This window comes from Thermocatellispora tengchongensis (assembly GCF_014202315.1).
Classification (GTDB): Bacteria; Actinomycetota; Actinomycetes; order Streptosporangiales; family Streptosporangiaceae; genus Thermocatellispora; species Thermocatellispora tengchongensis.
The window spans coordinates 100038-126908 of the sequence record NZ_JACHGN010000010.1 but is presented as its reverse complement, the minus strand read 5'-3'; the positions used below and the strand labels follow the sequence as shown (position 1 = coordinate 126908).

General features: G+C 72.0%; 20 protein-coding genes. 9 read left to right on the top strand and 11 right to left on the bottom strand.

What is annotated here, in order from left to right; genetic code table 11:
- Window positions 1–26 precede the first annotated feature (26 nt).
- The 3 genes from HNP84_RS23785 to HNP84_RS23775 form a co-directional block, all read right to left on the bottom strand.
- Window positions 27–1301, bottom strand: coding sequence for a cytochrome P450 (locus HNP84_RS23785; protein WP_185052092.1), 1275 nt, complete (start codon window positions 1299–1301; stop codon window positions 27–29).
- An 84-nt stretch (window positions 1302–1385) separates the two neighbouring features.
- Complete coding sequence (locus HNP84_RS23780; RefSeq protein ID WP_185052314.1) at window positions 1386–2561, bottom strand: cytochrome P450; 1176 nt, start codon at window positions 2559–2561, stop codon at window positions 1386–1388.
- 148 nt (window positions 2562–2709) lie between these two features.
- Entirely contained in the window at window positions 2710–4275 is a 1566-nt protein-coding gene (locus tag HNP84_RS23775) for a GMC family oxidoreductase (RefSeq protein ID WP_185052091.1), read from the bottom strand.
- 250 nt (window positions 4276–4525) lie between these two features.
- Here HNP84_RS23775 and HNP84_RS23770 point away from each other — a divergent pair, with 250 nt between their 5' ends.
- Window positions 4526–6064 carry a long-chain-fatty-acid--CoA ligase gene (locus HNP84_RS23770; RefSeq protein WP_185052090.1) on the top strand — a complete coding sequence of 513 codons (1539 nt, stop codon included), beginning with the start codon at window positions 4526–4528 and terminating at the stop codon, window positions 6062–6064.
- Between the two features lie 192 nt (window positions 6065–6256).
- On the opposite strand, the gene HNP84_RS23765 is transcribed toward HNP84_RS23770, so the two are convergent.
- The 4 genes from HNP84_RS23765 to HNP84_RS23750 all read right to left on the bottom strand — a co-directional run bounded on the left by HNP84_RS23765 (window position 6257) and on the right by HNP84_RS23750 (window position 11725).
- The gene (locus HNP84_RS23765; RefSeq protein ID WP_185052089.1) at window positions 6257–7516 is read right to left on the bottom strand and encodes an SAM-dependent methyltransferase; all 1260 of its coding nucleotides are present in this window, start codon (window positions 7514–7516) and stop codon (window positions 6257–6259) included.
- Between the two features lie 13 nt (window positions 7517–7529).
- Entirely contained in the window at window positions 7530–8912 is a 1383-nt protein-coding gene (locus HNP84_RS23760) for an FAD-binding oxidoreductase (RefSeq protein WP_246518548.1), read from the bottom strand.
- Window positions 8913–9153: 241 nt separating this feature from the next.
- The gene (locus tag HNP84_RS23755) at window positions 9154–10158 is read right to left on the bottom strand and encodes a 2-hydroxyacid dehydrogenase (protein ID WP_185052088.1); all 1005 of its coding nucleotides are present in this window, start codon (window positions 10156–10158) and stop codon (window positions 9154–9156) included.
- Window positions 10159–10162: 4 nt separating this feature from the next.
- Window positions 10163–11725 (bottom strand): serine/threonine-protein kinase, encoded by a 1563-nt coding sequence (locus tag HNP84_RS23750; RefSeq protein WP_185052087.1) that lies wholly within the window; start codon window positions 11723–11725, stop codon window positions 10163–10165.
- A gap of 236 nt (window positions 11726–11961) precedes the next feature.
- Between HNP84_RS23750 and HNP84_RS23745 the strand changes: the two genes are divergently transcribed.
- The gene (locus HNP84_RS23745) at window positions 11962–13101 is read left to right on the top strand and encodes a CaiB/BaiF CoA transferase family protein (protein ID WP_185052086.1); all 1140 of its coding nucleotides are present in this window, start codon (window positions 11962–11964) and stop codon (window positions 13099–13101) included.
- A 43-nt stretch (window positions 13102–13144) separates the two neighbouring features.
- Here HNP84_RS23745 and HNP84_RS23740 read toward each other — a convergent pair whose 3' ends face one another.
- The gene (locus HNP84_RS23740; RefSeq protein WP_185052085.1) at window positions 13145–13609 is read right to left on the bottom strand and encodes a GyrI-like domain-containing protein; all 465 of its coding nucleotides are present in this window, start codon (window positions 13607–13609) and stop codon (window positions 13145–13147) included.
- A gap of 209 nt (window positions 13610–13818) precedes the next feature.
- Here HNP84_RS23740 and HNP84_RS23735 point away from each other — a divergent pair, with 209 nt between their 5' ends.
- From HNP84_RS23735 to HNP84_RS55170, 5 genes are all read left to right on the top strand, one after another.
- A complete protein-coding gene (locus HNP84_RS23735) occupies window positions 13819–15258 on the top strand; it encodes a GuaB1 family IMP dehydrogenase-related protein (RefSeq protein WP_185052084.1) in 1440 nt (479 codons plus the stop codon).
- A gap of 43 nt (window positions 15259–15301) precedes the next feature.
- A complete protein-coding gene (locus HNP84_RS23730) occupies window positions 15302–15973 on the top strand; it encodes a YflT domain-containing protein (protein ID WP_185052083.1) in 672 nt (223 codons plus the stop codon).
- A 186-nt stretch (window positions 15974–16159) separates the two neighbouring features.
- Window positions 16160–16534 (top strand): FKBP-type peptidyl-prolyl cis-trans isomerase, encoded by a 375-nt coding sequence (locus HNP84_RS23725; protein ID WP_185052082.1) that lies wholly within the window; start codon window positions 16160–16162, stop codon window positions 16532–16534.
- A gap of 125 nt (window positions 16535–16659) precedes the next feature.
- Window positions 16660–18186: an ATP-dependent DNA ligase gene (locus tag HNP84_RS23720; RefSeq protein WP_185052081.1), complete on the top strand. Its 1527-nt coding sequence runs from the start codon at window positions 16660–16662 to the stop codon at window positions 18184–18186.
- 884 nt (window positions 18187–19070) lie between these two features.
- Complete coding sequence (locus HNP84_RS55170) at window positions 19071–19700, top strand: septal ring lytic transglycosylase RlpA family protein (protein WP_312925571.1); 630 nt, start codon at window positions 19071–19073, stop codon at window positions 19698–19700.
- On the opposite strand, the gene HNP84_RS23710 is transcribed toward HNP84_RS55170, so the two are convergent.
- Window positions 19701–20231: a DUF1707 and DUF4870 domain-containing protein gene (locus tag HNP84_RS23710; RefSeq protein WP_312925569.1), complete on the bottom strand. Its 531-nt coding sequence runs from the start codon at window positions 20229–20231 to the stop codon at window positions 19701–19703.
- 257 nt (window positions 20232–20488) lie between these two features.
- On the opposite strand from HNP84_RS23710, the gene HNP84_RS23705 reads away from it, so the two are divergent.
- Both HNP84_RS23705 and HNP84_RS23700 read left to right on the top strand, forming a co-directional pair.
- Window positions 20489–20827 carry a hypothetical protein gene (locus HNP84_RS23705; protein WP_185052079.1) on the top strand — a complete coding sequence of 113 codons (339 nt, stop codon included), beginning with the start codon at window positions 20489–20491 and terminating at the stop codon, window positions 20825–20827.
- Window positions 20828–21483: 656 nt separating this feature from the next.
- The gene (locus HNP84_RS23700) at window positions 21484–22782 is read left to right on the top strand and encodes a DUF4192 domain-containing protein (RefSeq protein ID WP_185052078.1); all 1299 of its coding nucleotides are present in this window, start codon (window positions 21484–21486) and stop codon (window positions 22780–22782) included.
- Here HNP84_RS23700 and HNP84_RS23695 read toward each other — a convergent pair.
- Together HNP84_RS23695 and HNP84_RS55165 are read right to left on the bottom strand one after the other, a co-directional pair.
- A complete protein-coding gene (locus tag HNP84_RS23695; protein ID WP_185052077.1) occupies window positions 22712–23500 on the bottom strand; it encodes an EI24 domain-containing protein in 789 nt (262 codons plus the stop codon). The genes HNP84_RS23700 and HNP84_RS23695 overlap by 71 nt on opposite strands.
- A gap of 1179 nt (window positions 23501–24679) precedes the next feature.
- Complete coding sequence (locus HNP84_RS55165) at window positions 24680–26737, bottom strand: serine/threonine-protein kinase (protein ID WP_185052076.1); 2058 nt, start codon at window positions 26735–26737, stop codon at window positions 24680–24682.
- Window positions 26738–26871 lie beyond the last annotated feature (134 nt).

Below are 26871 nucleotides of genomic sequence, written 5' to 3'. Positions count from 1 at the left end.
TGCTCGGCTCAGAACGCCGGCTCGGCTCAGAACGTCGCCTCGGCGTGCTTGATGCCGTTGATGAAGTTGCTCAGCAGGCGCTGCGGGGTGCCCACCTCCAGGTGCGGGACGCGCTGCAGCAGCTCGCGGAACATCACGCTGATCTCGCGCCGGGCGAGGTGGGCGCCCAGGCAGAAGTGCGGCCCCGGGCCGCCGAAGCCGACATGCGGGTTGGGGTCGCGGGTGATGTCGAACCGCAGCGGGTCTTCGAAGACCGCCTCGTCGCGGTTGGCCGCCCAGTAGTACAGCAGGACCTTCTCCCCCTTGCGGTACAGGTTGCCGTTCATCTCGTGGTCGCGGGTGACCTTGCGCCGCATGTAGTTCACCGGGGAGGCCAGGCGGACGATCTCCTCGACGGCGCGCGGGGTGTGGCCCTCGATGTCGCTCAGCCACAGCGCCCGCTGGTCGGGGTTGGTGGTGAGCAGGCGCATGCCGTACGAGATGGCGTTGCGCGTGGTCTCGTTGCCGGCCACGACGAGCAGGATGAAGAACGACCCCAGCTCCTGCATGGTCAGGTGCTCGCCGTCGATGTTCGCGGTGACCAGGGCGGAGATCAGGTCGCCGGTGGGGTGCTCGGCCCGGTGGGCGGCGAGGTCCTGCACGAGCTGCTGCAGCTCCATGCCCGCGGTGAGCAGCCGCCGGCCCACCTCCTCCATGTCGGCGGCGCCGTACTCGGGGTCCATGCCGCCCAGGATGATGTTGGAGCGGTCGAAGACGAACCGGTAGTGCTCCTCGGGGATGCCCATCATGTCGCAGATGATCTTCAGCGGCAGCCGGGCGGCGACCTCGGTGACGAAGTCGCAGCCGGGCCCGGTGCGCAGCAGGTCGTCCACGATCGCCCGCGCCGCCGACTCGACGTCGGCCTCGAACTGCTTGATCATCTTTGGCGTGAAGGAGCGGGAGACAATGCGGCGCAGCCGGGCGTGCCGGGGGTCGTCCATGTTGATCATCGACCCGAAGTACTCGGCGAACTCCGCCGGCATGTCGGGGATGTTGGTCGCCCCGCCGTCGCCGGAGCAGAACACCTCGGGGTTGCGGCTCGCCTCCAGGATGTCGGCGTGCCGCACCAGCGCGTGGTAGCCGAGCCCCTTGGGGGCGTAGGCGACCTCCATCTCCTCGAAGAAGGCCGGCCGGTCCAGCGCGCGCAGCAGCGCGAAGGCCCGCTCGCGCTCGGCCATCGGCCGGGCCCAGAAGTCGATGTCGCTCAGATCGATGTCGGCGGCGGTGACGATCGGCCGCCGATCGGCGGGAGTCACGGTCATGGGCCCATGATTCGCACGCTCACGCCCCCACGTCAATGCGTGTGACGTACATCGTACGTAACAGGCAGCATGCGGTGATTTGCACTAGAAGTCGCAGGTCATGTGCTTTATCCCATTGATGAAGCTGGACCGGAGCCGATCCGGCTCGCCCACCGACCGGATCGCGGGCACCCGGGTCAGCAGCTCGCGGAACATCACGCTGATCTCGCGCCGGGCGAGGTGGGCGCCCAGGCAGAAGTGCGGCCCCGGGCCGCCGAAGCCGACATGCGGGTTGGGGTCGCGGGTGATGTCGAACCGCAGCGGGTCTTCGAAGACCGCCTCGTCGCGGTTGGCCGCCCAGTAGTACAGCAGCACCTTGTCGCCCTTGCGGTACTGGTGGCCGTGCATCTCGTGGTCGCGGGTGACCGTGCGGCGCATCCACGCCACCGGCGAGGCCACGCGGACGATCTCCTCCACCGCGCCGGGCAGCCGGCCGTCGAGGTCGGCCAGCAGCAGCTCGCGCTGGCCGGGGTTCTGGGTGAACAGGTGCAGCCCGTGCGAGATGGCGTTGCGGGTGGTCTCGTTGCCCGCCACGACCAGCAGGATGAAGAACGAGCCCAGCTCCTGCGGGGTCAGCCGCTCGCCGTCTATGTTGGCGCTGGTGAGCGACTTGATCAGGCCCCGGGGCTCGTTGTCGGCCAGGGTGACCACGAGATCGCGCAGCTTCTCGCCGGCGCCGAGCAGCTCCTCCGCGGCCCGGTCGAGGTCCTCGATGAACTCGGTGTCGCCGCCCGAGAGGATCACGTTGGAGGCGCGGAAGATGTCCTGGTAGTGCTCCTCGGGGATGCCCATCATGTCGCAAATGATCTTCAGCGGCAGCCGCGCGGCCACATCGGCGACGAAGTCGCGGCCGGGGCCCTTGGCGAGCAGCGCGTCCACGATGCGCGCGGCCTCGGTCCGCACGTCTTCCTCGAACTGCTGGATCATCTTCGGGGTGAACGCGCGCGAGACGATGCGGCGCAGCCGGGCGTGCCGCGGGTCGTCCATATTGATCATCGACCCGAAGTACTCGTTGAACTCCACCGGCAGGTCGTGGATGCTGGTGGCGCTCTTCCCCGAGCAGAACACCTCCGGGTTGCGGCTGGCCTCGATGATGTCGGCGTGCCGCACCAGCGCGTAGAACCCCGGCCCCGTGGCGGCGAAGCCGATCTCCGGCTCGGCGAAGCGCACCGGCGCCGGCAGCCGGCGCAGGAGCGCGAACGCCTCCTCCCTCTCGGCCATCGGCCGCTCCCAGAACTCCGGCTGCGCCAGGTCGATCTCCGCGAGGGTGAGCGTCACATCCGCCTCCTCCAGAACAGGGTTCGGTTACCCGCATCCTGCCACAGGACGGCCGGTTCGCGGCAGGTGAATCCGAGCCGTGCTCATGACGTCACCCGGCCTCGGCGTCGGCGAGGATCAGGTCGGCGGCCTTCTCGCCGATCATCACGGCGGGGGCGTGGGTGTGGCCGCGGTTGATGACCGGCATGACGGAGACGTCGGCCACGCGCAGGCCCGCCACGCCGCGTACTCGCAGCTCGGGATCGACCACGGAGGCGGGGTCGGTGCCCATGCGGCAGGTGCCCACCGGGTGGTAGAGGGTCTCGCTGCGCTCGCGGATCCAGCGCTCCAGCTCCTCCTCGGTGCGCGCCCCCCAGTACGGCGACATCGGCGGGCCGGCCAGCGGCGCGAGGGCGTCGGTCGCGAACAGGTCCAGGGCCAGGCGCAGGCCCGCCACCTGCCGGCGCAGGTCGGCCGGGCTGGTGAGGTAGGCCGGGTCGATCACCACGTCGTGGCCGTCGAGGGTGATGCGGCCCCGGCTCTCGGGCTGCAGCAGGATCGAGGCGATGGTCAGCCCGTGTCCGGGCGGCGGGGTCAGGCCGTGGTCGGCGAACGGGCCCGGGGCGAAGATCAGCTCGATGTCGGGCGCGGGCTCCTGCGGCGTCGTACGGACGAAGGCGACGGCCTCGCCGACGTTGGAGGTGAGCATGCCCCGGCGGCGCAGGAGGTAGCGGGCGAGGTTGGCCAGCGACTCGGCCCCGGTCAGGGTGATGTCGCGCGGGCAGTGCAGGATGATCCCGGAGGCCAGGTGGTCCTGGAGGTTGCGGCCGACCTCGGGCAGCTCGCACACCGGCAGCACCCCGTTGGCGCGCAGGTCGCCGGGGTCGCCAACGCCCGAGAGCATGAGCAGGTGGGGCGAGCCGATGGCGCCCGCGCACAGGATCACCTCGCGCCCGGCCGCGATCCGCACCCCGTCGGCGCACTCCACCCCCACCGCGCGGCCGTCCTCGATGGCCACCTTGACCGCGTGGGCGCGGATGAGCACGGTGAGGTTGGGCCGTCCGCGCGCCGGGCGCAGGTAGGCGTCGGCCGCGCTCCACCGCCGCCCCCGCCACTGGGTCACCGGCGTCTGGGCGAACCCCTCGTTGGAGGGGCCGTTCAGCTCGTCGAGACGGGTCATGCCCAGCTCGGCGCAGGCCCGCAGGAACGCCTCGGTCGCCGGGTTGGGGTCGCGCAGCTCGGAGATGTGCAGCGGGCCGGAGGTGCCGTAGACGCCGCCGCGGTTGGAGCCGACGCGGTGCTCGGCCCGCTGGAAGTAGGGCAGCACCTCGTCGTAGGACCAGCCGGGCACGCCCCAGCCGTCGTAGTCGGCGCGGTGGCCGCGCACCCACATCTGGGCGTTGATGCTGGAGGAGCCGCCGAGGGTCTTGCCGCGCGGCCAGTACAGCCGCCTGCCGGCCATCTCGGACTGCTTGGCGGTCATGAAGTTCCAGTCGTACTCGGTCTTGAACAGCTTCTTGAAGCCGGCCGGCACCCGGATCTCCATCTTGCTGTCGGGGCCGCCCGCCTCGATGAGCGCCACCGTGACCCCGGGTTCGGCCGACAGCCGCCCGGCGAGCGCGCATCCCGCGGAGCCGGCTCCGACGATGACGTAGTCGTACTGCGTGGCCGTGGCCATGGGGCGCACCTTTCCAACGAGGGGCGGGCCGTCGCGGGGGCGGGCGGCCCGTCGTCCGCACACTCCGCTATGTGCTTACTCCGCTTCGTCGTCCCCGTCCATCGCCTTGACCGGACTCGTCCAGCGACTCACGGCTCTTGCGGGTAATCGTCCAATTTGTAATCTTGGGTTACCTACCGGTAGGTATCCCGCGCCTGCGAGTATGGCCGGGCAGCATCGTCTCCAACCGGCTACGAGGAGGACGCGTTCCATGCTCAACCTGGCGATCGTGCTGGAGGACAGCGCGCGGGAGGCACCGGACCAGACCGCCTTGGTCTTCGGTGACCTGCGCATCCCGTACTCGCTGGTGGACACGGTGGCGAGCCAGGTCGCCAACCTCCTGGTCGCGCGGGGCATCCGCAAGGGCGACAAGGTGGCGCTGGCCTGCCCCAACCTGCCCTACTTCCCGTTCGTCTACTACGGCATCCTCAAGGCGGGCGCCACGGTGGTGCCGCTCAACGTGCTCCTCCAGCCGCGCGAGATCGCCTACCACCTCGACGACTCCGAATCCAAGGCGCTGTTCTGCTTCGAGGGCACGCCGGAGCTGCCCCTGGGCGAGCGCGGCAAGGCGGGCTTCGAGCAGTCCGGCAGCGCCGAGCACTTCTTCGTCCTCCCGGCCACGCCGTTCGCCATGGAGTCGGAGTACGGCGAGACGCTGTGGGCCGCGCTCGATGGCATGCCGGGCGAGTTCTCCACCGTGCAGACCTCGGCCGACGACACGGCGGTCATCCTCTACACCAGCGGCACCACCGGCCAGCCCAAGGGCGCGGAGCTGAGTCACCAGAACATGCTGCTCAACGCGATGGTCTCGGACGAGATGTTCCCGCGCGAGGGGCTGGGCAAGGACATCTACCTCGTCGCGCTGCCGCTGTTCCACTCCTTCGGGCAGACCACGATGCTCAACGCCGGGTTCCGCCGCCGGGCCACGCTGGTGCTGCTCCCCCGCTTCGAGCCCGGCCCCGCGCTGGAGCTGATGCGCAAGGAGAAGGTGACCCTGTTCGCCGGCGTGCCCACGATGTACTGGGCGATGCTGTCGAAGATCCACGCCGACGGGGACGAGGTGCCCACCTCGCTGAAGTCGGCGACGGCGGGCGGCGCGTCGGCGCCGGTGGAGGTGCTCAAGGACTTCGAGGCCACCTTCGGGGTGCCGATCAACGAGGGGTACGGCCTGTCGGAGACCTCGCCCGTCGCCAGCTTCAACCAGCCGGGCAAGCCGGCCAAGGCCGGCTCGATCGGCTGGCCGATCTGGGGCGTGGAGATGAAGCTCATCGACAGCGACTGGAACACCATCGAGGGCGAGGGCCCCGGCGAGATCGCCATCCGCGGGCACAATGTGATGAAGGGCTACTACAACCGGCCCGAGGCCACCGCGGAGGTCCTGCGCGACGGCTGGTTCCGCACCGGCGACATCGCGACGCGGGACGAGGACGGCTACTACTACATCGTGGACCGCGCCAAGGACATGATCATCCGGGGCGGCTTCAACGTCTACCCGCGCGAGGTCGAGGAGGTGCTGATGACGCACCCCGAGGTCTCGCTCGCGGCCGTGCTCGGCGTGCCGCACGACTCGCACGGCGAGGAGATCAAGGCGTACGTCATCCGCACGCCCGGCTCCACGCTGACCGAGGACGACCTGGTGAACTGGGCCAAGGAGAACATGGCCGCGTACAAGTACCCGCGCATCGTGGAGTTCCGCGAGTCGCTGCCGATGACCGCGACCGGCAAGATCCTCAAGCGCGAGCTGCGCTGACCCGCCGCGCAACACCGGCCCTGCGCACAACGCCGACCCTCGGCACAACGCCGACCTTCGGCACAACGCCGACCCTCGGCACAACGCGGCAGGCCGCCCGCTTCCGCGGGCGGCCTGCCGTCGTTTCCGGGACCTGGCGCCGTGGCCGGGACCTGGCGCCGTGGCCGGGACCGCCGTGGTCGGCGGGATCGGTCAGGGCCAGCCGATGGCCGGGCGCAGCGGCATGTCCGAGGCGCCGTGCTCGCCCAGCTTGACCGCGAGCACCTGGTGGAGCTGCACCTTGTTGCGCTCGAAGCCGACGACGCAGCCGGCCATGTACAGCCGCCACACGCGGGCGGTGCCCCGGCCGACCTCCTGCACGGCCTCGTCCCAGTGCTCGTCGAGGTTGGCGCACCACTTGCGCAGCGTCAGCGCGTAGTGCTCGCGCAGGTTCTCCTCGTGCCGGATCTCGAAGCCGATGTCCTCCATCTGGCGCACGAGGTAGCCCACGGACTCCAGCTCGCCGTCGGGGAAGACGTAGCGGTTGATGAACCCGCCCTTGTTGAAGGTCTTCTCGGTGCCGGTGGGCCGGGTGATGCAGTGGTTGAGCAGCCGCCCGCCCGGCTTGAGCTTGTCGTAGAGGAACTTGAAGTAGAACGGCAGGTTGTCCTTGCCGATGTGCTCGGTCAGGCCGATGGAGCTGACCCGGTCGAAGTCGGTCTCCTTGACGTCGCGGTAGTCCATGTGGCGCACCTCGGCCAGCTCGCCGAGGCCCGCCTCGGCGATGGCCTTCTGCGCCCACTCGGCCTGCTGGCGCGACAGCGTGACGCCCAGCGCCTTGACGCCGTACTCGCGGGCGGCGTGCATGACCATGCCGCCCCAGCCGCAGCCCACGTCGAGCAGGCGCATGCCCGGCTTGAGGTCCAGCTTCTTGGCCACCAGGTCGAACTTGGTGAACTGCGCCTCCTCCAGCGTGGAGTCCTGCTGCGGGAAGACGGCGCAGGTGTAGGCCATCGAGGGGCCGAGCACCCACTCGTAGAACCTGTTGGAGACGTCGTAGTGGTGGTGGATCGCCTCGGCGTCGCGGCGCTTGGCGTGCCGGCTGCCCAGGCGGGCCATCATGCTGCGGCGCACCTCCTGCTTGGGCGGCGGCACCCGCATCAGCAGCGGCTTGAGCCCGAGCGAGCGCATCGCGGCGATCTTCTCGGAGGTGGGCATGTCGTTGAGCGTCACCGACCACATGCGGTCGAGCAGGGTGTACATGTCACCTTGCACGTCGATGTGCCCGGAGACGTACGCGCGGGCCAGGCCCAGCTCGCCCGGAGCCTGGGCCAGGTAGGCCACCGCGATCGGCGACTTCACCTCGATGCGGATGTCGGCGCTCGCCGGCCCGGCCTTGCTGCCGTCGTAGGCGACCAGCGAGATGCCCGCGTCGGGGCCCACGATCTTTTCGAAGATCTGTGCAAGCGACACAGAACCAACCTCCTTAACGCCCCCGTACACACTTGTCGTAGAGGTCGAGCAAGCGACCGCCCGGGTCGTAGGACCGCTTGACCGGCCAGTACGCGTCTCCGTTGTACAGCCGCCAGAACTCCTCGCGGGGATAGAACGAGGTCGAGTACAGCGACTTGTGCCCGTCGAGGTCGTGCACGGCGCGCTCGATCATGCGGTTGTAGTAGCCGTCGAACTGCCCCCGTGGCAGCGGGACGGTTCCCCAGAACCCGAAGTTCACATACAGCCGTCCCGGCTCCAGCGGGTACAGCGGCCACTCCTCGCGCGCCTTCAGCGGGCACATCCACACCGGCGTCATGCCCACCTTGGCGGAGAAGAAGTCCAGGAACTCGGCGCCGCGCTCGACGGGCACCTCGATGTCCTGGATCACCGACTCCTGCACCGGCCGGTCGCGCCAGCGGTCGATCCGGGCCGTCACGCCGTACTTGCGGTCCAGGCCGACGAGCCTGCGGTAGACGTCGGAGCGCATCCAGCGGCGCGGCATGAGCGAGCGGACCAGCGGCTGCTGCACGCCGAAGGCGCGCGAGCACCAGAACCAGTCGGTGTCCCAGCGCCACAGGTAGTCGCGGATGGTCAGCCAGTCGCGGGTGCGGGTGCGGATCGACTGGTAGTAGATCCGCATGCCGGTGTAGTCGGAGGCGTACGGAGCCCGGTCGGCGAACTGCCCGACCGTGATGTACATCTCGCCGGGCCGGAAGAACACGCCGTCCACGAAGTCGATCTTCTCGCCGTCGTGCTCGCCGCGCTCGCAGATCTCCTGCATGGCCAGCATGCACTTGTCGGCGTCGGAGAACGGCAGGTGCGTGAGGCGGACGTACGGGCTGACCGGCTTGAGCTTGATCCTGATGCGCAGCGCGTAGCCCAGCGTGCCGTAGGAGTTGGGGAAGGCACGGAACAGGTCGCGGTGCTCGTTGTCGTCGCGGGCCACGATGATGCGGCCGTCGCCGGTGAGGATCTCCAGCTCCTCCACCGACTCGTGCGGCAGCCCGTCGCGGAAGCTGGTGGACTCGATGCCGAGCCCGGTGACCGCCCCGCCGAGCGTGATCGTCTTGAGCTGCGGCACGACGTACGGCATGAGGCCGTGCGGCAGGGTGGCGTCCACGAGGTGCTCGTAGGTGGTCATCCCCTGCACCTCGGCCGTGCGCGTGACCGGATCGACCTCGATGACCTGGTCGAGGTCGCGCGCGGAGAGCTTGGCCGCCTTCCCGCCGTCGCGGAAGCGGAACAGATTCGTCGTGGCCTTGGCCAGCCGCGGCGCCGCGTCATCGGGAATCGCGGCGTAGGACTCCTTGATCTGCTCTACTGCCCGCCGGTGTGCCCCCATCCGCCCGGTCGTCCGCACGGAGCGCTCTGGCATGACACCACCCCCAGGTTCCCAGAGACGGAGATCGTCCCATCGAACGCTATATCCAGAAATATCGACGTACCAGACTCGACACGTTAAGCATGCGAAAACTTACAACTGCCGCGGCACGCGTGATCGATCCCCGGCCCGCGAGCCGTGAGAACTCTACTCCTCACGCGATCGTCGTCACGCCCACCCCCCCGGTGTGCCGCGATATCGGCCATGCGAAACCCACCGCGGAGTCCGGATACCGCTAGCCGGGCGCGCGGCGCACGACCACCGGGGACACGCCGTTGACCACGCCCTCGACCGGGCGGCCCTCGACGGCGGCGCGCACGTTGTCCAGCACCCTGGCCACCAGCCTCGTCGTGGACTGCGGGGTGCTCCCGGCCACGTGCGGCGAGAGCAGCACGTGGGGCAGCGAGCGCAGCGGGTCGTCCGGGGGCAGCGGCTCGGTGGCGAAGACGTCCAGCGCCGCGCCGCCGAGGTGGCCGCGCTCCAGCGCCGCCACCAGGGCCGCCTGGTCCACGACCCCGCCCCGCGCGGCGTTGACGAGCAGCGCCCCGGCGGGCATCCGGGCCAGCCGCTCGGCGCCGATCAGGCCCCGGGTCTCCTCCGACAGCGCGATCACCAGCACGAGCACGTCGGAGGCCGCCACCAGCTCGTCCAGGCCGAGGTACTCCGCGCCGCGGCTCTCCTCCGGCGGCCTGGCCCGGCGCGACCAGTACGACACCGCGCAGCCGAGCGCGCCGAACAGCTCCGCCGCCCGCGCCCCGATCGGCCCGAAGCCGACGATGCCGACCCGGAGCCCGCCCAGCTCCCTGGGCCTCAGACCGAGCTGCGGCCACTCGCCCGCGCGCACGGCGGCGTCGGCCTCGGGGAGCTTGCGGCTCAGCGCGAGGGCCGAGGCCAGGCACCACTCCGCGACGCCCGCGGCGCTCACCCCCGCCGTGTTGGCCAGCGGCACGCCGGCCGCCGCGAGCGCGTCCGGGTCGTGCCCGTCCACGCCGACCGAGGGCTGCTGCACGAAGGCGAGCCGGGGCGCCGCGCGTACGGCCTCGGCGTCGAGCGCCAGCGCGGCGGTCCAATCGCCGACCACGATCTCCGCCTCGGCCAGCGCGTCGAGCAGCGCGCCGCGCTCCCGGGCGGCGGGCACGGCCACGGTGACCGCCTCGCCGAGAGGCCCGAGCATGGCCCGCACGGCGTCCTCGGGCAGCGGCGCGAGGGCCAGCAGCCGCCAGGGCCCCTGCTCGGTCATGGCGTCAGACCCCTCCGGGCGTGAAGCTGCGGAACACCTGGTTGAGCAGGCGGCGCTGGCGCTTCCAGTCCGACTCCAGCGTGGTCCACTCCAGGATGTAGGTGTTCTCGCCCACCACGATCACGCGCTGCACCTCGTGGTAGGTCTGGCCCGCGCTGGCCCACTCCGAGCGGCCCAGGTCGCCGGCCACCCAGGTGAACTCCCACTCCACCGCGGTGGCCCCGGGCACCCGCACCTCGCCGGTGCGGATCGTGCGGATGCTCTGCGCGTACGGCTTCAAGTTCTCCTCGGCGTCGCGCAGCACCTGGGCCGGGTCGCCGCCCCGGCCCGGCACCTCCTCCACGCCGAGGTGCGCGTTGCCGTCGCGGCGCAGCCACTCGGTGTACGCCTCCTGCCGCGAGCCCTTCCACAGCCGGGGGTAGCGGATCGACCAGCCGGCCGGGGAGGTGTACGTGCGGATGGCCGCGGCCCGCCTGACCGCCGTGGGCGTCGGGGTGGGGGTCGGCGTCGGGGTGACCTCGGGCCGGGACTGCGGAGTGGCGGGCGGGCTGGTCGTGGCCGCCGCCGCTGCCGCCGCGTCGGCGCTGCGCGAGCCGGGCGCGTCGGGCACCAGCGTGACCCAGCCGACGGCCGCGGCCACCGCCACGACCACCGCCGCGCTCGCGATCACCAGCGTCCTGCGGCGGCCCCCGGCCCCGTCGCCGCCCTGGGCGGCCTGGCCCGTCGCGGGGGCGCCGCGGTCGCGCCGCCTGCCGCCCTTGCCCTGGGCCGGGGCGGCGAGCCCGGTCAGGATCTCCTCGGCCTGCTCGGCGGTGAGCCGCTGCGCCGGGTCGCGCTGGAGCAGGCCCTTGATGATCGGGTGCAGCGCGGGCGGCACCCGGCTGAGGTCGGGCTCCTCGGTCAGCAGCGCGCTCAGCGTGGCCATGGTGTCGGCCCGCTCGAACGGCGAGCGGCCGATCACCGCGGCGTAGATGGTGGCGCCGAGCGACCACAGGTCGGCGGCCGGGCCGGACGCCTGGCCGCGGGCCCGCTCGGGGGCCAGGAAGCTGGGCGAGCCCGCCACCATGCCGGTCTGCGTCAGCGAGGTGTCGCCCTCCAGCGTGGCGATGCCGAAGTCGGTCAGCACCGCCCGCCCGTCGTCCGCCACCAGGATGTTGGCCGGCTTGACGTCCCGGTGCAGGATGCCCGCCTCGTGGGCGGCGCGCAGCGCCGACAGCACCTGGAGCCCGATGTCGGCCACCTGGCGCACCGGGGTGGCGCCGCGGGTGCGGACCATCTCGTCCAGCGGCTGGGCGTCCACCAGCTCCATGACGATCCACGGGCGGCCGTCCTGCTCGGCGACGTCGTAGATGGCGACGATGCCGGGATGGTTGAGCTTGGCCGCGGTGCGCGCCTCGCGTGTGGTGCGCAGCAGCAGGCGCTCGTGCTCGACCGGCGGGAGGTTCGGGGGCAGCAGCACCTCCTTGACCGCGATGGCGCGGTCGAGCAATGTGTCGTGGCCCTCCCACACCACGCCCATGCCGCCCTGGCCGAGTTTGCGCAACAGGCGGTAACGCCGGGCGATCAAGCGCTCTCCGTCCGGTGACACCATGTCCGTTTCAGCCCCTAGATCCGCTACGCAATAGGGCGCAAGTTTCCCATAATCCCGGCCTTCCGCGTTGGTGGACGGCGGCGCGTCTTCACGGTGGGCGCGGGGGCGGGCGCGGAGGCTTGCCAGACGTGACCGAATATGGTTCTACTGACCGCACCGGGCGTCGAACCCAACGCTTGTTCACCGCCCACCGAACGCTGAAGGAGATCCTCATGAGCGCAGCGACCGAGGGCCGTACGGGACCGCTCGCCGGGATTCGCGTCCTTGAGCTGGCCGGCCTGGCGCCCGGGCCGTTCGCCGGGATGATGCTGGCCGACCACGGGGCGGAGGTGCTGCGGATCGACCGCGTGCCGGCCGTGCGCCGGGCGGGCGGCCGGCCGCGTACGGACGTGATGGACCGGGGCAAGCACACCATCGGGCTCGACCTGAAGTCCCCCGACGGCGTGGCCGCCTTCAAGGAGCTGGCCCGCGGCGCCGACGTGGTGATCGAGGTGTTCCGTCCCGGCGTCGCCGAACGGCTCGGCATCGGCCCCGAGGACCTGCACGCGGTCAACGAGCGCCTCATCTACGGCCGCATGACCGGCTGGGGTCAGGACGGCCCGCTCGGCCCCACCGCCGGGCACGACATCGACTACATCGCGATCTCCGGCGTGCTGTCCATGCTCGGCCGCGCGGGCGAGAAGCCCACCCCGCCGATCAACATCCTGGGCGACTTCGCGGGCGGCGGGCTGATGCTGGCGTACGGGGTGCTGCTGGCGCTGATCGAACGCGGGCGCACCGGCCTGGGGCGGGTCATCGACGCGGCCATGGTGGACGGCTCGGCGCTGCTGTTCGCGATGTTCTACCAGGGCGTGCAGAGCGGGTCCTGGGGGCCGCGGGGCACCAACCTGCTGGACACCGGGGCGCCGATGTACGACACGTACGAGACCGCCGACGGCGGCTACGTGGCGGTCGGCTCGCTGGAGCCGCAGTTCTGGGAGGAGATGGTCGCGCGGATGGGGCTCACCGGCCTGCCCGACCGCGACGACCCGGCCAACTGGCCCGCGCTGAAGGAGCGGCTGGCGGCGGAGTTCCGCTCCAGGACCCGGGCGGAGTGGGAGGCGGTGTTCGACGGCTCCGACGCGTGCGTCTCGCCCGTGCTGTCGATGGGCGAGGCCGCCGAGCACCCGCACAACAAGGCGCGCGGCACGTTCCTGCGCGTCGGCGAGGTGCTGCAGCCGGCCCCCGCGCCCCGGCTGCTCGGCGTGCCGGAACAGGACCTGTCGCCCGCGACCACCCTGGAGGATCTGTCGGGCTGGGGCCTTTCCCGCGAGACCGCGGCGAAGCTCCGGGAAGCGGGCGTGCTGGCCTGACACGCGGGTCGCCGGCCCGTCACGGGCCGGGCGACACCGGCGTTCACATCGGCTGGAGCACCGCGATGTACAGGTCGGCGCCGTCCGGGTGGTGCACCTCCAGATCGGTGGTGAACGCCCGGGGCGGCGTGGCCCCCGACTCGGTGTGCTTCCACACCTGCTGCCAGCACTCCACCAACGCGCCCGGCATGGGCCCCCGCGCCTCCAGCTTCAGCGCGGGCACCTTCGGCACGCGCACGGCCACCATGCCCTCGGGCAACGCCGCCGCCGTGCGCACCGCGACCCCGACCACCTGCGTGTACGCCCCGTTGTGGTCGCTCTCGTAGTCGGTCAGCACCGCGTACAGGTTCTCGTCGGCCTTGCCGGGGACGTGGGCGAACGCCCCCGGCGCCCCGGCCCGCGCCCACAGGGCGGGCAGCCTGGCCCGCGAGGGATCCATCTCGTCGGCGTTCGACGTGCGTACGGCGAACCCGACGACCAGCGCCTCCGGCCGGTCAACGATGTTCACTGCGCCTCCATTTCATGGCCACCCGTTCGGCGTCAATCGATCGCGCCGTCAATGTAGCCCCTTCCCGCATCATCCGGATCACCGGCAACCCCGGCGGGTGTGGAATCCTCCCCCGCACCCCTCTGACCAGCGACGTCCTGCTGAGAGGCCATTCAGGATACGGAACGGGGAATACCTGTCTGAGCACCGGGCGAATAGGATGGACATACGTGAAGTTCCTGAACGACATGACGCCTGCCCACGAGCTGACCTACTCCGACGTGTTCATGGTCCCCGCACGCTCGGCCGTCGGCTCCCGGCTCGACGTCGATCTCGCCACCTGCGACGGCACCGGCACCACCATCCCGATCGTGGTGGCGAACATGACCGCCGTCGCCGGGCGGCGCATGGCCGAGACCGTGGCGCGGCGCGGCGGCATCGCCGTGATACCGCAGGACATCCCGATCGACGTGGTCACCAACGTGATCGACTGGGTCAAGACCCGTGACCTCGTCCACGACACCCCGATCACGCTCACCGCACACGACACCGTCGGCGAGGCGCTGAACCTGCTGCCCAAGCGGGCCCACGGCGCGGTCATCGTCGTGGACTGGGAGAACCGCCCGGTCGGCGTGGTAACCGAGGCCGACTGCCAGGGCGTGGACATGTACACCCAGCTCTCCCAGGTCATGTCGGCCTCGCTGCTGACGCTGCCCGCCGGCCTCGACCCGCGCGAGGCGTTCGAGAGCCTGCACGAGGGACGGCACCGGCTCGCCCCGGTCGTGGACCACGACGGCCGCCTCGTCGGCATCCTGACCCGCACGGGCGCGCTGCGCGCCACGCTGTACCGGCCGGCTGTGGACGCGGCCAACCGGCTGCGCATCGCCGCGGCCGTGGGCGTGAACGGCGACGTCGCGGCCAAGGCCAAGGAGCTGCTCGACGCCGGCGTCGACTGCCTGGTGGTGGACACCGCGCACGGCCACCAGGAGAAGATGATCTCAGCGCTGCGCTCGGTGCGGGCGCTCGACCCGGGCGTGCCGGTCGCGGCCGGGAACGTCGTGACGGCCGAGGGCGTGCGCGACCTCGCCGCGGCCGGCGCCGACATCATCAAGGTCGGGGTGGGCCCCGGCGCGATGTGCACCACGCGCATGATGACCGGCGTGGGCCGGCCCCAGTTCTCCGCGGTGCTGGAGTGCGCGGCCGAGGCGCGCCGGCTGGGCCGGCACGTGTGGGCCGACGGCGGCGTACGCCATCCGCGCGACGTCGCGCTGGCCCTGGCCGCCGGCGCCGCCAACGTGATGATCGGGTCCTGGTTCGCGGGCACGTACGAGTCGCCGGGCGACGCGCGCACCGACGCCAACGGGCGGCGCTACAAGGAGAACTTCGGCATGGCCTCCGCGCGGGCCGTACGCCTGCGCACCGCCGAGGACACGCCGTTCGACCGGGCGCGCAAGGCGCTGTTCGAGGAGGGCATCTCGACCTCCCGGATGTATCTCGACCCGGTGCGGCCCAGCGTCGAGGACCAGATCGACGCGATCGTGGCCGGCCTGCGCTCGGCCTGCACGTACGCCGGGGCGGCCGACCTGGAGGAGTTCCACGCCAAGGCGGTGGTGGGCGTGCAGAGCTCCTCCGGCTACACCGAGGGGATGCCGCTGCACCAGAGCTGGTAGGCATAACCTCCGCGAGGCGGGTAGAGGCACGATCGTCTTTTTCGTGTCAGTCCATCTCGTGAGAGGCGAGATCACCATGATGACCGATCCGACCGCCGGACTGGACGTGCCCGTCGGCGGCGACCGGCGACTGCTCGTCAGCCATCCCGACTACCTGTCGGCCCAGCGCACGGTGGACACGCTCTCCGACGCCGGCTTCCCGGTGCAGAACGTGTCCATCGTCGGCCAGGACCTGCGCCTGGAGGAGGCGGTGACCGGCAGGGTCACCAACGCCCGCGCCGCCCTGACCGGCGCCGGCAGCGGTGCCGTGTTCGGTGTGATCGTGGGACTGTTCCTCGGGCTGTTCACCAGCACCACGGGCTCCTTCGTCGCGCTGGTGCTGTGGGCGGCGTTGTGGGGCGCGGTGCTCGGGGCCGCCTTCGGCTTCATCAACCACGCCTTCCAGGGCGGCAAGCGCGACTTCGCCTCGCGAAGCGCCATCGTCGCCGGCCGGTACGACGTGCTCGTCACCTCCGCCGAGCTGGAGCGCGCCCGGCAGCTCCTCGACGGCGTCGCCGCCGCCACCGGGTCCGCCCAGGCCGACACCGCGGTGGTGACCCCGCCGCCGAGCGCCGGCACCTACGACCCCGCGCGGGCCCGCGCCCAGGCGCCGTCCGCCTACGCCGACACGCCCACGACCCCCTCATCCCCCGCTCCCCCGCCCCGGCGGCCCTGACCTTCCAGGGGCCGGGTGACGTTCGTCCACCCGGGTGGAGAATACGGACCCCGCCGCCGCCCGCCCGCGAGCCGTACCACGTAGAGTCGTCCGGTCGGCCCGGAAAGGCGGCCGGCGGCCGGTCCCGTACGCGCCCGCGGCCCGGTTCACCGACCCAGAGGCGCGAATCCAGGCAAGGAGAACCACGTGGCACTGGAGAAGCCGGAGATCGACTTCCCCGAGGGCGCGCCGCCCGCGGATCTGCAGATCGAGGACATCACCGTGGGAGAGGGCCGCGAGGCCAAGCCGGGCGACAACGTCAGCGTGCACTACGTGGGCGTGGCGTTCTCCACCGGCGAGGAGTTCGACGCCTCGTGGAACCGCGGCCAGCCGTTCCAGTTCCCGCTCGGCGCCGGCCGGGTCATCGCGGGCTGGGACCAGGGCGTCGCCGGCATGAAGGTCGGCGGCCGGCGCAAGCTGACCATCCCGGCCCACCTGGGCTACGGCAACCGCGGCGCGGGCACCCGCATCAAGCCCGGCGAGACTCTGATCTTCGTCGTCGACCTGCTCGGCGTGAACTAGAGGACCTACCGAGATTTGCCCGTGCCGGCCGGGGCGCGCGCCCGCCCGGCCGGCACGCGCGGCCGGATTCGCCCGGCCGCGGCCGAGGGCCCCAGCAGACCGTCCGGTAAGGCACCATTGACGGTGTGTTGCTGATCGACGTGGCCCGGGTTTCCGAAGAGGTGGCCCGCACCAGTGCCAGACTGGGCAAGATCCGCCTCCTGGCCGAGCTGCTCGGCCGGGTCGAGCGGGCCGAGGCCGAGATCGCGATCTCCTACCTGTCCGGCGAACTGCCCCAGCGCCAGGTCGGCGTCGGCTACCGCTCCCTGCGCGACCTCCCCGAGCCGCGCCAGGTCGCCACCATGACCCTCGGCAGGGTGGACGACCTGCTCGAACGGATCAAGGCCCAGACGGGCCCCGGCTCCCAGGCCGCGCGCAGGGCGCTGGTGACCGAGCTGTTCGGCGGCGCCACCCGGCAGGAGCAGTCCTTCCTGGTGCGCCTGCTCACCGGCGAGCTGCGCCAGGGCGCGCTCGACGGCGTGATGATCGAGGCCATCGCCCGCGCCTCCGGCGCCCCATCCGCCGAGGTACGCCGCGCGCTCACGCTCCGCGGCTGGCTGCCGGCGGTGGGCTCCGCCGCGCTGACGGGCGGCGTCGAGGCCCTGCGCGCCTTCCAGGTCGAGGTGGGCCGCCCGGTCGCCCCCATGCTCGCCCAGAGCGCCCCCACCGTCACCGCCGCCCTGGAGAAGATCGGCGGCGAGGCGGCCCTGGAGTGGAAGCTCGACGGCATCCGGGTGCAGGCCCACCGCTCCGGCGAAGTGGTCGCGGTCTTCACCCGCACCCTCGACGACATCACCGCCCAGGTCCCCGAGCTGGTCGAGGCCGTACGCGAGCTGCCGTACGACGACCTGATCCTCGACGGCGAGGTGATCGCGCTGCGCCCCGACGGCCGGCCCGAGCCGTTCCAGGTCACCGCGGCCCGCGTCGCGAGCCGCACCGATGTCGCCCGCCTGCGCGAGGCGACCCCGCTGAGCGTCTTCTTCTTCGACGCGCTCCGCCTGCGCGGCAAGGACCTGCTCGACCTCCCCGACGCCGAACGCCACGCCGCCCTGTCCGACGCCGTCCCCGAGTCGCTGCTCACCCCCCGCCTGGTCACCGCCGACCCCGCCGAGGGTGAGGCGTTCTTCGCCGAGGTCGTCCGCCGCGGCCACGAGGGCGTGGTCGTCAAGAGCCCCCAGACCCCGTACGCCGCCGGCCGCCGCGGCGCAGGCTGGATCAAGGTCAAGCCCCGCCACACCCTCGACCTCGTCGTCCTGGCCGTCGAATGGGGCAGCGGCCGCCGCCAGGGCAAGCTGTCCAACATCCACCTGGGCGCCCGCGACCCCGAGACCGGCGGCTTCGTCATGCTCGGCAAGACCTTCAAGGGCCTCACCGACGAACTGCTGGCCTGGCAGACGGAACGCTTCCTGCAACTCGCCGACGGCCCCACCGACGGCTGGACGGTCCACGTACGCCCGGTCCAGGTGGTCGAGATCGCCTTCGACGGCGTACAGCGCTCGACCCGCTACCCGGGCGGCATGGCCCTGCGCTTCGCCCGCGTCCTGCGCTACCGCGACGACAAGACGGCCGCGGAGGCCGACACGGTGGACACGGTCAGGTCGCTCCTGCTCTGACGAGACAGACTCGCACGGGCGCCTCCCCCAGCCCTTTGCCGAGCGCCGTACGCATTGCGCAGCCCCTCACCCAGCGCCCCGCCACCCATATGCCGCCCCCCGCCCCACCGTGCGCCGGCCCCCGCGTGCCACCCCACCGCCCCTTACGCTGAGGGCCACCCAGCGGCCCCGCCCACCGCGCCCCGGCCCCCACGCGGCACCCCGCCGCCCCTACGACGGCCCCCGCCCAGCGGCCCCCTGAGCCGACCCCCACTGGCCGCCCCGCGACTCCTTACGCCAGCCCGCCCCCACGCCCCCACGCACACCCCTTACGCCAACAGCCGCCCATCCGCCCAGCGCACCCCAACGCCGCTGCTCACCCAGCGGTCCCACCCACCCATGCGCCGGCCCTCACTCGCCGCTTCGCCCAGTCCTTCGCCCGTTGCCCGTTGCCCTTTGCCCTGCCGAGCGGCGCCTCACCCGGCGTTTGATTGGCGCGGACGCCGACCCGGCACGCCCCCGCCGCCGCGCAGCGCCGTCATACGCACGAGCGAGGGCCACCCCACGACCCCGCCGCCGCGCAGCGCCGTCATACGCACGAGCGAGGGCCACCCCACGCCGCCGCCGCTGCACAGCGCCATCACACGCACGAGCGAGCGCCACCCCACGCCGCCGCCGACGTCACCACACCACCCCCGGCGCCACCTTCATCCCCGATCACCCCAATAGTGATATAAGTCACGATATATCCCATTAAGGTGTCTTTGTCCCAGTTTTGTCCAATATGGTCGGCTGCACCACGCGGGACCTCCCCGCATCCGGGCACGGGCCGCGCCCTCTCCCCTCGGCCGCGGCCCGTGCTCCCGTCTCCTCCCCTGCCCCCGAACAAGGAGCCGTGGTCAGCCGTGGGCCAGCACTCCAGCCGGCGTACCCGCCGCCGTGTCATCACCGCCACCTGCGCCGTAGCCGCCGTGACGGCAGCCGCCGCCACCTGGGCCGTGATCGCCCGTCAGGAGGCGCCCGCCCCCCTGGCGAGAACGGCGGCCCACCTCCCCGCGGCAGCCCCCAAGCTCTCCCCCCAGACCCCTGCGATCCCCCAGACCTCCGCGGTGACCCCGACGCCAGAACCCACCCCCACGCAATCCCCGACGTCCACCCCCACCTCCGAACCGGAGGCCAAGGCGGAGCCGAAGGCCGCCCCCAAGACCACCGCGAAGCCCAAGCCCAAGCGCAAGGCCGCGAAGGTGATCAGCAGCGGATCGTGCGGCGCCTCCTTCTACGACGAACCCCAGATGACCGCGAGCGGCGAACGCTTCAACCCCGACGCGATGACGGCCGCGCACAAGTCCCTCCCCCTGGGCAGCCGGGTCAGGGTGATCAACCCCTCCAGCGGGCGCGCGGTCACCGTGCGCATCAACGACCGGGGCCCGTACATCGGCGGCAGGTGCCTGGACCTGTCCAGGGCCGCGTTCGCCGCGATCGGCGACACGGGCGCGGGCGTCATGCGGGTCAGGTACGAGGTCCTGGCCCGCTGATCACTTCACCAGCCGCAGCGTGAGCGGGTAGCGGTAGAAACGACCCTCGGTCAGCGCCGACACGCCCGCGACGACCGACAGCACGAAGGCCACGACCCAGATCACCGGGACCACGATCAGGCCGATCACGGTGAACGGCAGCAGGATGCTCGCCCCGAGGACGGTCAACTGGAAGTTCAGCGCCTCGACCGCGTGCGCCCGGATGTACGGCGAGGCCCGGCCGGCCAGCATCACGATCAACGGCCCGATCACCACGAGCCCGAGCAGCGGCAGCAGGTGCGCGGCACCGGCCGCGAGCCGGTCTCCCGACTCGACATGCCCGAATCCGGGGCGGGGGCCGACGGGCGGCACGGGCGCGGGCGCGGCCGGGCGCACGCCGTACAACTCCTGCATGATGGGCACGAGGTCGGCGTGCGTCTGAGCCGTCATGGCCCGGTGCACGCGCTCGTCGAACTCGTCCTTGTCGAAGCGCCCCTCCGCGTACGCTGCCTTGACGTGCTCGACGACCTGCTCCCGATCGTCGTTGCTCACCCGGAGGTCGACATGCGACCGAGGCCCTCCCGCGGGCCCCTGCCAGCGCGGAGGCTGCGGAGGCCGAGGCGTCAGAGTCGGTGCCGTGTCGTACGGCGTGCCTGCCATGTGCAGCAACCCCTTCGGTCAGTTGTGTTTCCCGTATCCCCATCGTGCGCCCGCCACCCGCCCGAGAACATCCGGAGAAACCCCGACGGAACCCCGATAGTGCCCGTAGACCACGCCAAGAACGGCCAAGGCGAGGTATACAAGGAGACATGAGATGGCGCGATCGCTATGGCCTCCGCCGACGCCGCGGTCAACGGCTGGCCAAGTTCGACCGTGAGGCCACCGACGCCGACATCGAGGCCCTCATCGAGTTCGCGAAGTCCCGTGCCGGGGTCGAGTTCTACGTCGAGCCCGAAACCTTCGCCACCGACACCACGGCCGTCGCCGTAGCCGACGACGGCGAGTGGACCAGAAGGCGCGTCGGCTCCCCCGACGTCATCCGCCGCGTCGCCCGCGACCTCGCCCTCCCGGTCTACGACGTCCAGCTCACGGGCTACCCGCCCCGCATGCGCGCGTACAACGAACGCCGCCGCCGCCTCGAAAGCTGACCCACCCCGCCCAGAGCCCACCCCCGCCCGCACGCCCCCAACCGGCGACACCTCCTGTCACCCCTAACCGCCGCCGGCACCGAGCGGCGGCGTCATGCTGCGCGGACGCCCCCGCCCCACTCAAACACCCACGCAACAAACCCACGGCCGCCCGCCTACGCGCTCCCATCCCCCACCACCGCGCCTCCGCCCCGCCATTCCCCGCCACGCCCCCACCCCAACCCGGCCACGCAGCCACCCGCCACCATCGCCAGTCCCGCTGCGGCCACCCCCAAGCCCAGCACCAGAGCACGAACGCCCCAAAGCGCCCCGCCACGAAACCCACCGGCCGACCTTGAACCCGCGCCCCTCGGGCCTCCCCCACCCCCAACCCCGACCCCCCAGCCCGACTCCCCCCAACCCCCACCCCCAGCCCAACTCCAAGCCCCAACCCCCCCGACGCCCCAGCACCCGCTCGCTCCACGCCCGACCACCACACAGCCCCCGCCGGGCCCACCCCACTCCCCGCCGGGCCCACCCCACTCCCCCCAGTGCCCGCCGGGCCCACCACCTCTCTTATCCACAGCCGGACACCGCAACGGGAGACGCCCCCCGCCCCGTCCACAGAACCGCGTTCGCCTCCGCCCCCGATTTCCCGCCAAGGCACTCTTGGCCGCATGCTCGACGACACCCGCCCCGAACTCCGCGTCTCCGCCCCCGACGACGTGCTCGCCACCGTCCCCTATGTGCTGGGCTTCCATCCCAGCGACAGCCTCGTGCTCATCGGCCTGACCGGTGACCCGCCACTGGCGCACACACGCTTCATGCTGCGCTGGGACCTCCCCCTGGATGCCGGCGCCACCGACGACCTCGTCCCGCTGCTGCGCCGCGAGAAGATGTCGCGGATCATCCTGGCCGGCTACGGACCGGGCGCTCTCGTCACTCCCGCGATCGACACACTGCGTGCCCTGGCCCGGAGGTCCGGCCTCGCGGTCCTGGAGGCGCTCCGGGTGGAGAACGGCCGGTTCTGGTCCTATATATGCACCGACACGTCGTGCTGTCCGCCCGATGGCAGACCCTACGATCCCAAAGGCAGCCGCATCGCGGCGCAGGCCACGCTCAGTGGCATGGTGGCGCTGCCCGACCGGGAGGCGCTGGAGCGCTCGCTGGACCCCTACGTCGGCGCGCCGAGACAGGCCATCCGGCGGGCGACCGACGCGGCCGTAGCCGACACCCTCCGCCGCCTGCAACTGTGCCGTGACGCCGACGCCCTGGCCCGCGACTTCGTTGCCGAGGGCATCGCCCGCGTCCGCACTGCCCTGGGCCCGCAACCGGACCTCGCCGCGGGCGCTCCACCCCCGACCGGCCATCCCCCCGCGTGTCCCCCCGCACATCCTCCAGCGCATCCTCCAGCGCATCCTCGAACGCATCCGCCGACCCATCTCCGGCGCCTCACCGACGACGAGGCCGTACGCCTGGGGATCGCCCTCACGGTGATCAGAGTCAGAGACGAGGCGTGGACCCTGATGAGCGACGCCACGCTCAGGACCCACCTCGCGCTGTGGCAGGACCTCACGCGCCGCCTGGAGCCCCGGTTCGTGCCGCCGGTGGCCTCACTGCTCGGCCTGGCGGCCTGGCGCGACGGCAACAGCGCGTTCGCCGGGATCGCGCTGCGACGGGCGCTGGCCATCGATCCCGGCTACTCGATGGCGAGGCTGCTGATGCACGCGCTCCAGCACTTCCTGTCTCCTGCCGCCCTCGCCGACCGGATGCCCGGCCCCGCCGAGCTCGACGAGACGATGGGCACGCCACGCATGTCCTGGCTGCTGCCGATGGTCGGCATCCTGAACGAGGAGGGCCCGGCGTCAGGAGACGACGTGCCGGGCACGGCAGAGCCTGCCCGATTCAGCCCTGCGGCACCGACGGAGACTCCGTACCACTCGCCTGAGCTGGGACCAGCCGGAGCCGCACCATGATCGCCGCCCCGGCGACGGCCACGGGCATGGCCACGACGGCGCCGAGCGGCACCAGGAAGACAAGGAAGACGATTACGCCGAACCCGAGCGACGTCGCCTTGTTGCCACGCAGTACGCCGAAGCGCACCTTCCGCCGCATGCCCCTGCGCTCCATCGCCAGGGCGGTGAGTTCCACCGTGAGGAAGAACCCCGACACCAGCGCGCCCAGCACGGGCACCACGGTCTGGCCCACCACCGGCACGAACCCGAGCGCGAAAAGAGGAATGGTGAACAACAGCACCCAGCAGAGCGTCACGAGGCTGTCCCGTATGGATCGGGGAATCGCCCGCCACCAGGGGGTGTCGTCCTCGCTCGGCACCTCGCCGTAGCTCTCCTCCACTTTCTCCGACAGCTTCTCGTAGAAGGGCTCGCCGACGGCGAGGGTGAGCGCGGTGAACGTCAGCACGGCCACCGCCAGCCCGGCACCGAAGATCACGACGGCGAGCAGCGTACGAACCGTGTCCCTGAGTCCCGCGCTCCAGTCATCGGCGAAGGGGGTGAGGAAGACCGCGATGTCCCCGGCCCTGTTCCCGAGGAAGATCAGCACAACGACATAGACGACCAGCGCCACCAGCGCCGGCAACAGCCCGAACAGCCACCAGCGCGGATGCCGCGCAGTCCAGCGCAGCCCTTGAAAGAAGAACCCGACGCCCTCGAAGAAGGCACGCACAGCTTGCATGCCCGGCAGGCTAGCCCCACATCCCCCCATCACGCCCGGCCACCTCCGGAAAAGCCCACGCATGCGGAAGGAGAACAGGACCATTCACCAACGGCGATACGCCCTCATCCACGCCACCACCATGGCCACCGGATCACCCCACCCCCCGCCGGCCCCACGCAGCGCCCCACCGCCACCCACTGCAACACGGCGGCACAGGCACATCGCCTGCCGAGACGACACGTCTCCACCACCATCAACCTGCCGAGATGCAAGTCTCCACCACCATCGGCATGCGGAGACGACACGTCTTCACCGCCATCAGGACAAAGAGCGCCCCGACCACCAGCAGACCTCGCCATCACGTCTGCGCCACCGGCACCGACCGCGCTACGGCGCCATCCGCCACCTGCGCAGCCCTGGCGCGTCAGCGCCACACCGCGCCGCCCCCTGCCATCGCGCCACCAACACGACGGGGGCCACCGGGGCCATCCACCCCTGGGCTGCCCACGCCACGTGTGCCACCCGCGCTACCACGCCACTGGTGCTGCCCGCCACGCCGGCCACCGGGCCACATGCCACCTTCTCGCCCGCATACCGCCCCCCACACCATCCGGGCCACCAGCACCACACGGACCACCCGCCATCCCTGGGGCGACCCGCCACGTCTGCCACCCGCGCTACCGCGCCGCCGCACCACCCGCGTTCCCCCACCACCCGCGCTCGGCGCCACAACAATGGCCTGTGCGCCTCCGGCACCGCGCATGCCGTCACCATCCGCGCCATGTGCGCCGCCTTGCTGCCCCCACATGCGCCGCCCTCGCCCGCACGCCATACCGTGCAGCGTGCGCCGTTCGCGCCACCGGCACCGGACGTGCTAGGGCCCACCCTCGCCACCTGCGGCCCCCTTGACCAATATGTGCCACCCTGGTCGCCACCGCCATACCGCGTAGCCCGTGCCATCCAACGCACCGGCAGCGCCCACGCTTGGGCCGGCCCATCCTCCACCCGCGCCATCAGCGCCGGCCATGCCATGGCACCGTCGGCACCACCGGCGCCCGCTGGCCTCGGCAGTGCCGTCGGCGCCGCCGCCGTCATCCATGCCGCCAACGCACATCCGCGCCACCGGCCTGACGCTCACGGGCCGGGGCGAGGACGTACGCCCTTGATCAAGGGCTGGGCACGCTGCGGTCTTCGCGGTCAGCGCAGGCCGGAGTTGGCGAGGAAGGCTGTCAGGGGGCCGTCGGTGAGCTTGCCCTCTCGGCGGGCATGGCTCAAGTCTCGGGTCAGCTCCCGGATCTTCTTGCCGGCTTCGGAGGCCTCGCCCTTGGCCAGCTTCTCCGCCGCGTCTCGGATCTTCTCGTGCGCTTTGGCCGCCACGTCGGGAGCGATGCCGCCGGTGCGTTGCTGTGCGGTCACGGCGCTGTCCAGTGCGAGGAGCCAGACGCGCGGATCGGTGAGGTTGGGCGGGGTGGCCGATGGGGTGGGCCTGGCGGTGGGGGGCGGCGTGGGCGTGGGCGCCGATCTGCTGGGGGTCGGGGTGGTGGTCGGCGGCGTGGCGGGGGCGGATGTGGGGGTGTCGGTGGGGGCGGTGGCGGCGGGGGGCCGTGGCGCCGGCTCTGGGCGGGAGAAGACCACGATCGCCCCCACGGTGGTCAGGGCCAGAACGGCGACAGCCAGCGCCACCTGGACCAGCAGGCGCCGGTGGGACAAGGAGGACCCTGCGGAACCGGGGGGCACTGCGGACTCGGTGGGCGGTGCGGGGAGTACGGCGGTGTGACCGGCGGCCACCGGTCCGCGGTCGAACGGGGGTGCGGAGGCGGATGGCGAAGCCGCAGGGGTGGAGGACCAAGATCGGGCCCCTGGGGTGGTAGGCGGGGCCGCGAAGGCGGCGGCTCCAGGCGCGGTCGCGGAGCCGAGTGGTGGGGCCAGGGGGGCGGACAGCGGAGCCCTCGGCGTGGACGCCGGAGCTCCTGGCATAGACGCCGGGGCCCCTGGCATGGACGCCGGGGCCCCTGGCATGGACACCGGGGCCCCTGATAGAGACGCCGGGGCCCCTGGCATAGACGCCGGAGGCGTAGGCATGGACACCGGAGGCGCGGGGGTGGGCGGCGGAGATCCTTGGGTGCGAGGGTCCGGCGGCGTGGGAGGGGCAGGCGGAGACGCGGGGGTGGGGTGGGGGGCGGGAGCGGGGGCACTGACGTGCGGGACCGGAGCGGGGGCGCTGGGATGCGGGACCGAAGCGGGGACGCTGGGATGCGGGACCGAAGCGGGGACGCTGGGATGCGGGACCGAAGCGGGGGCACCGGGGTGCGGGACCGAAGCGGGGGCACCGGGGTGCGGGACCGGAGCGGGGACGCTGGGGTGCGGGGCGGCGGGAATCGTGAGGTGGGGGGCCGGTGTGGGGCGGGGTGATGTGCGGGTGCGGTTGGCCAGGACGGCGAGGAGATGCTGTACGTGTTCGGCGTCGGCGGGGCGTTGGGCGGGGTCCTTGGCCAGCAGGGCCAGGATGAGGTGGTTGAGTTCGGCGGGGATGTCGGCGCGGTGCCGGATGGGGGGTACGACCGGCTCGTACAGGTGTTGGTCGATCAGTTCGGGTGGGGACGCGGTGAAGGGCGGGTGGCCGCACAACAGCTCGTAGGCCACGCAGCCCAGCGCGTACAGGTCGCTGGCCGCCTGTGCGCCGGAGCCGTTGATCTGCTCGGGGGCCAGGTAGGCGGCCGTGCCCACGGTGGTGCCGGCCGTGGTCAGGCGGGCGGCCTCGCTGGCGAGGTGGGCCAGGCCGAAGTCGACCACCTTCAGGGTGCCCTCGTCGGTCAGGTGCAGGTTGGCGGGCTTGATGTCGCGGTGGACGACCCTGGCCCGGTGGGCGGCCGCCAGTCCTGCGGCGGCCTGGGCCAGGAGTCTGCAGACCTCGGCGACGCCGAGCGTGCCGCGGTCGGCCAGTTCGGCGGCCAGGCTGCGGCCGGAGAGTAGTTCCATGACCAGGAACCGGCGCTGGGCGTCCTGGCCGACGTCCAGCACCGTGACCACGTTGGGGTGGATGATCTGGGCGGCGGCCCGCGCCTCGCGGGCGAACCGCTCGGCCGACGCCAGGCCGCCGGTCAGCGAGTTGACCAGCTTGACCGCTACCGGCATGTCCAGGCGCGTGTCCACTCCACGCCAAACCTCGGCCACGCCTCCGGCCCCGATCGGGTCGATCAGCCGATACCGGCCGGCGATCATCACCTGTTCCTGGTGCATCTTTCGTGCGCCCACCGCTCAAAGAGGAGATCTCATAACTTCGGGCACACCTTATGGCCAAGGTCGTCCGATCGGAGGGTCAGGATCGGGCGGGCGCCTCGATCGCCGCTCCTCGGCTCTCGCCTTTTCCCCTTCCTCGGCTCTCGCCT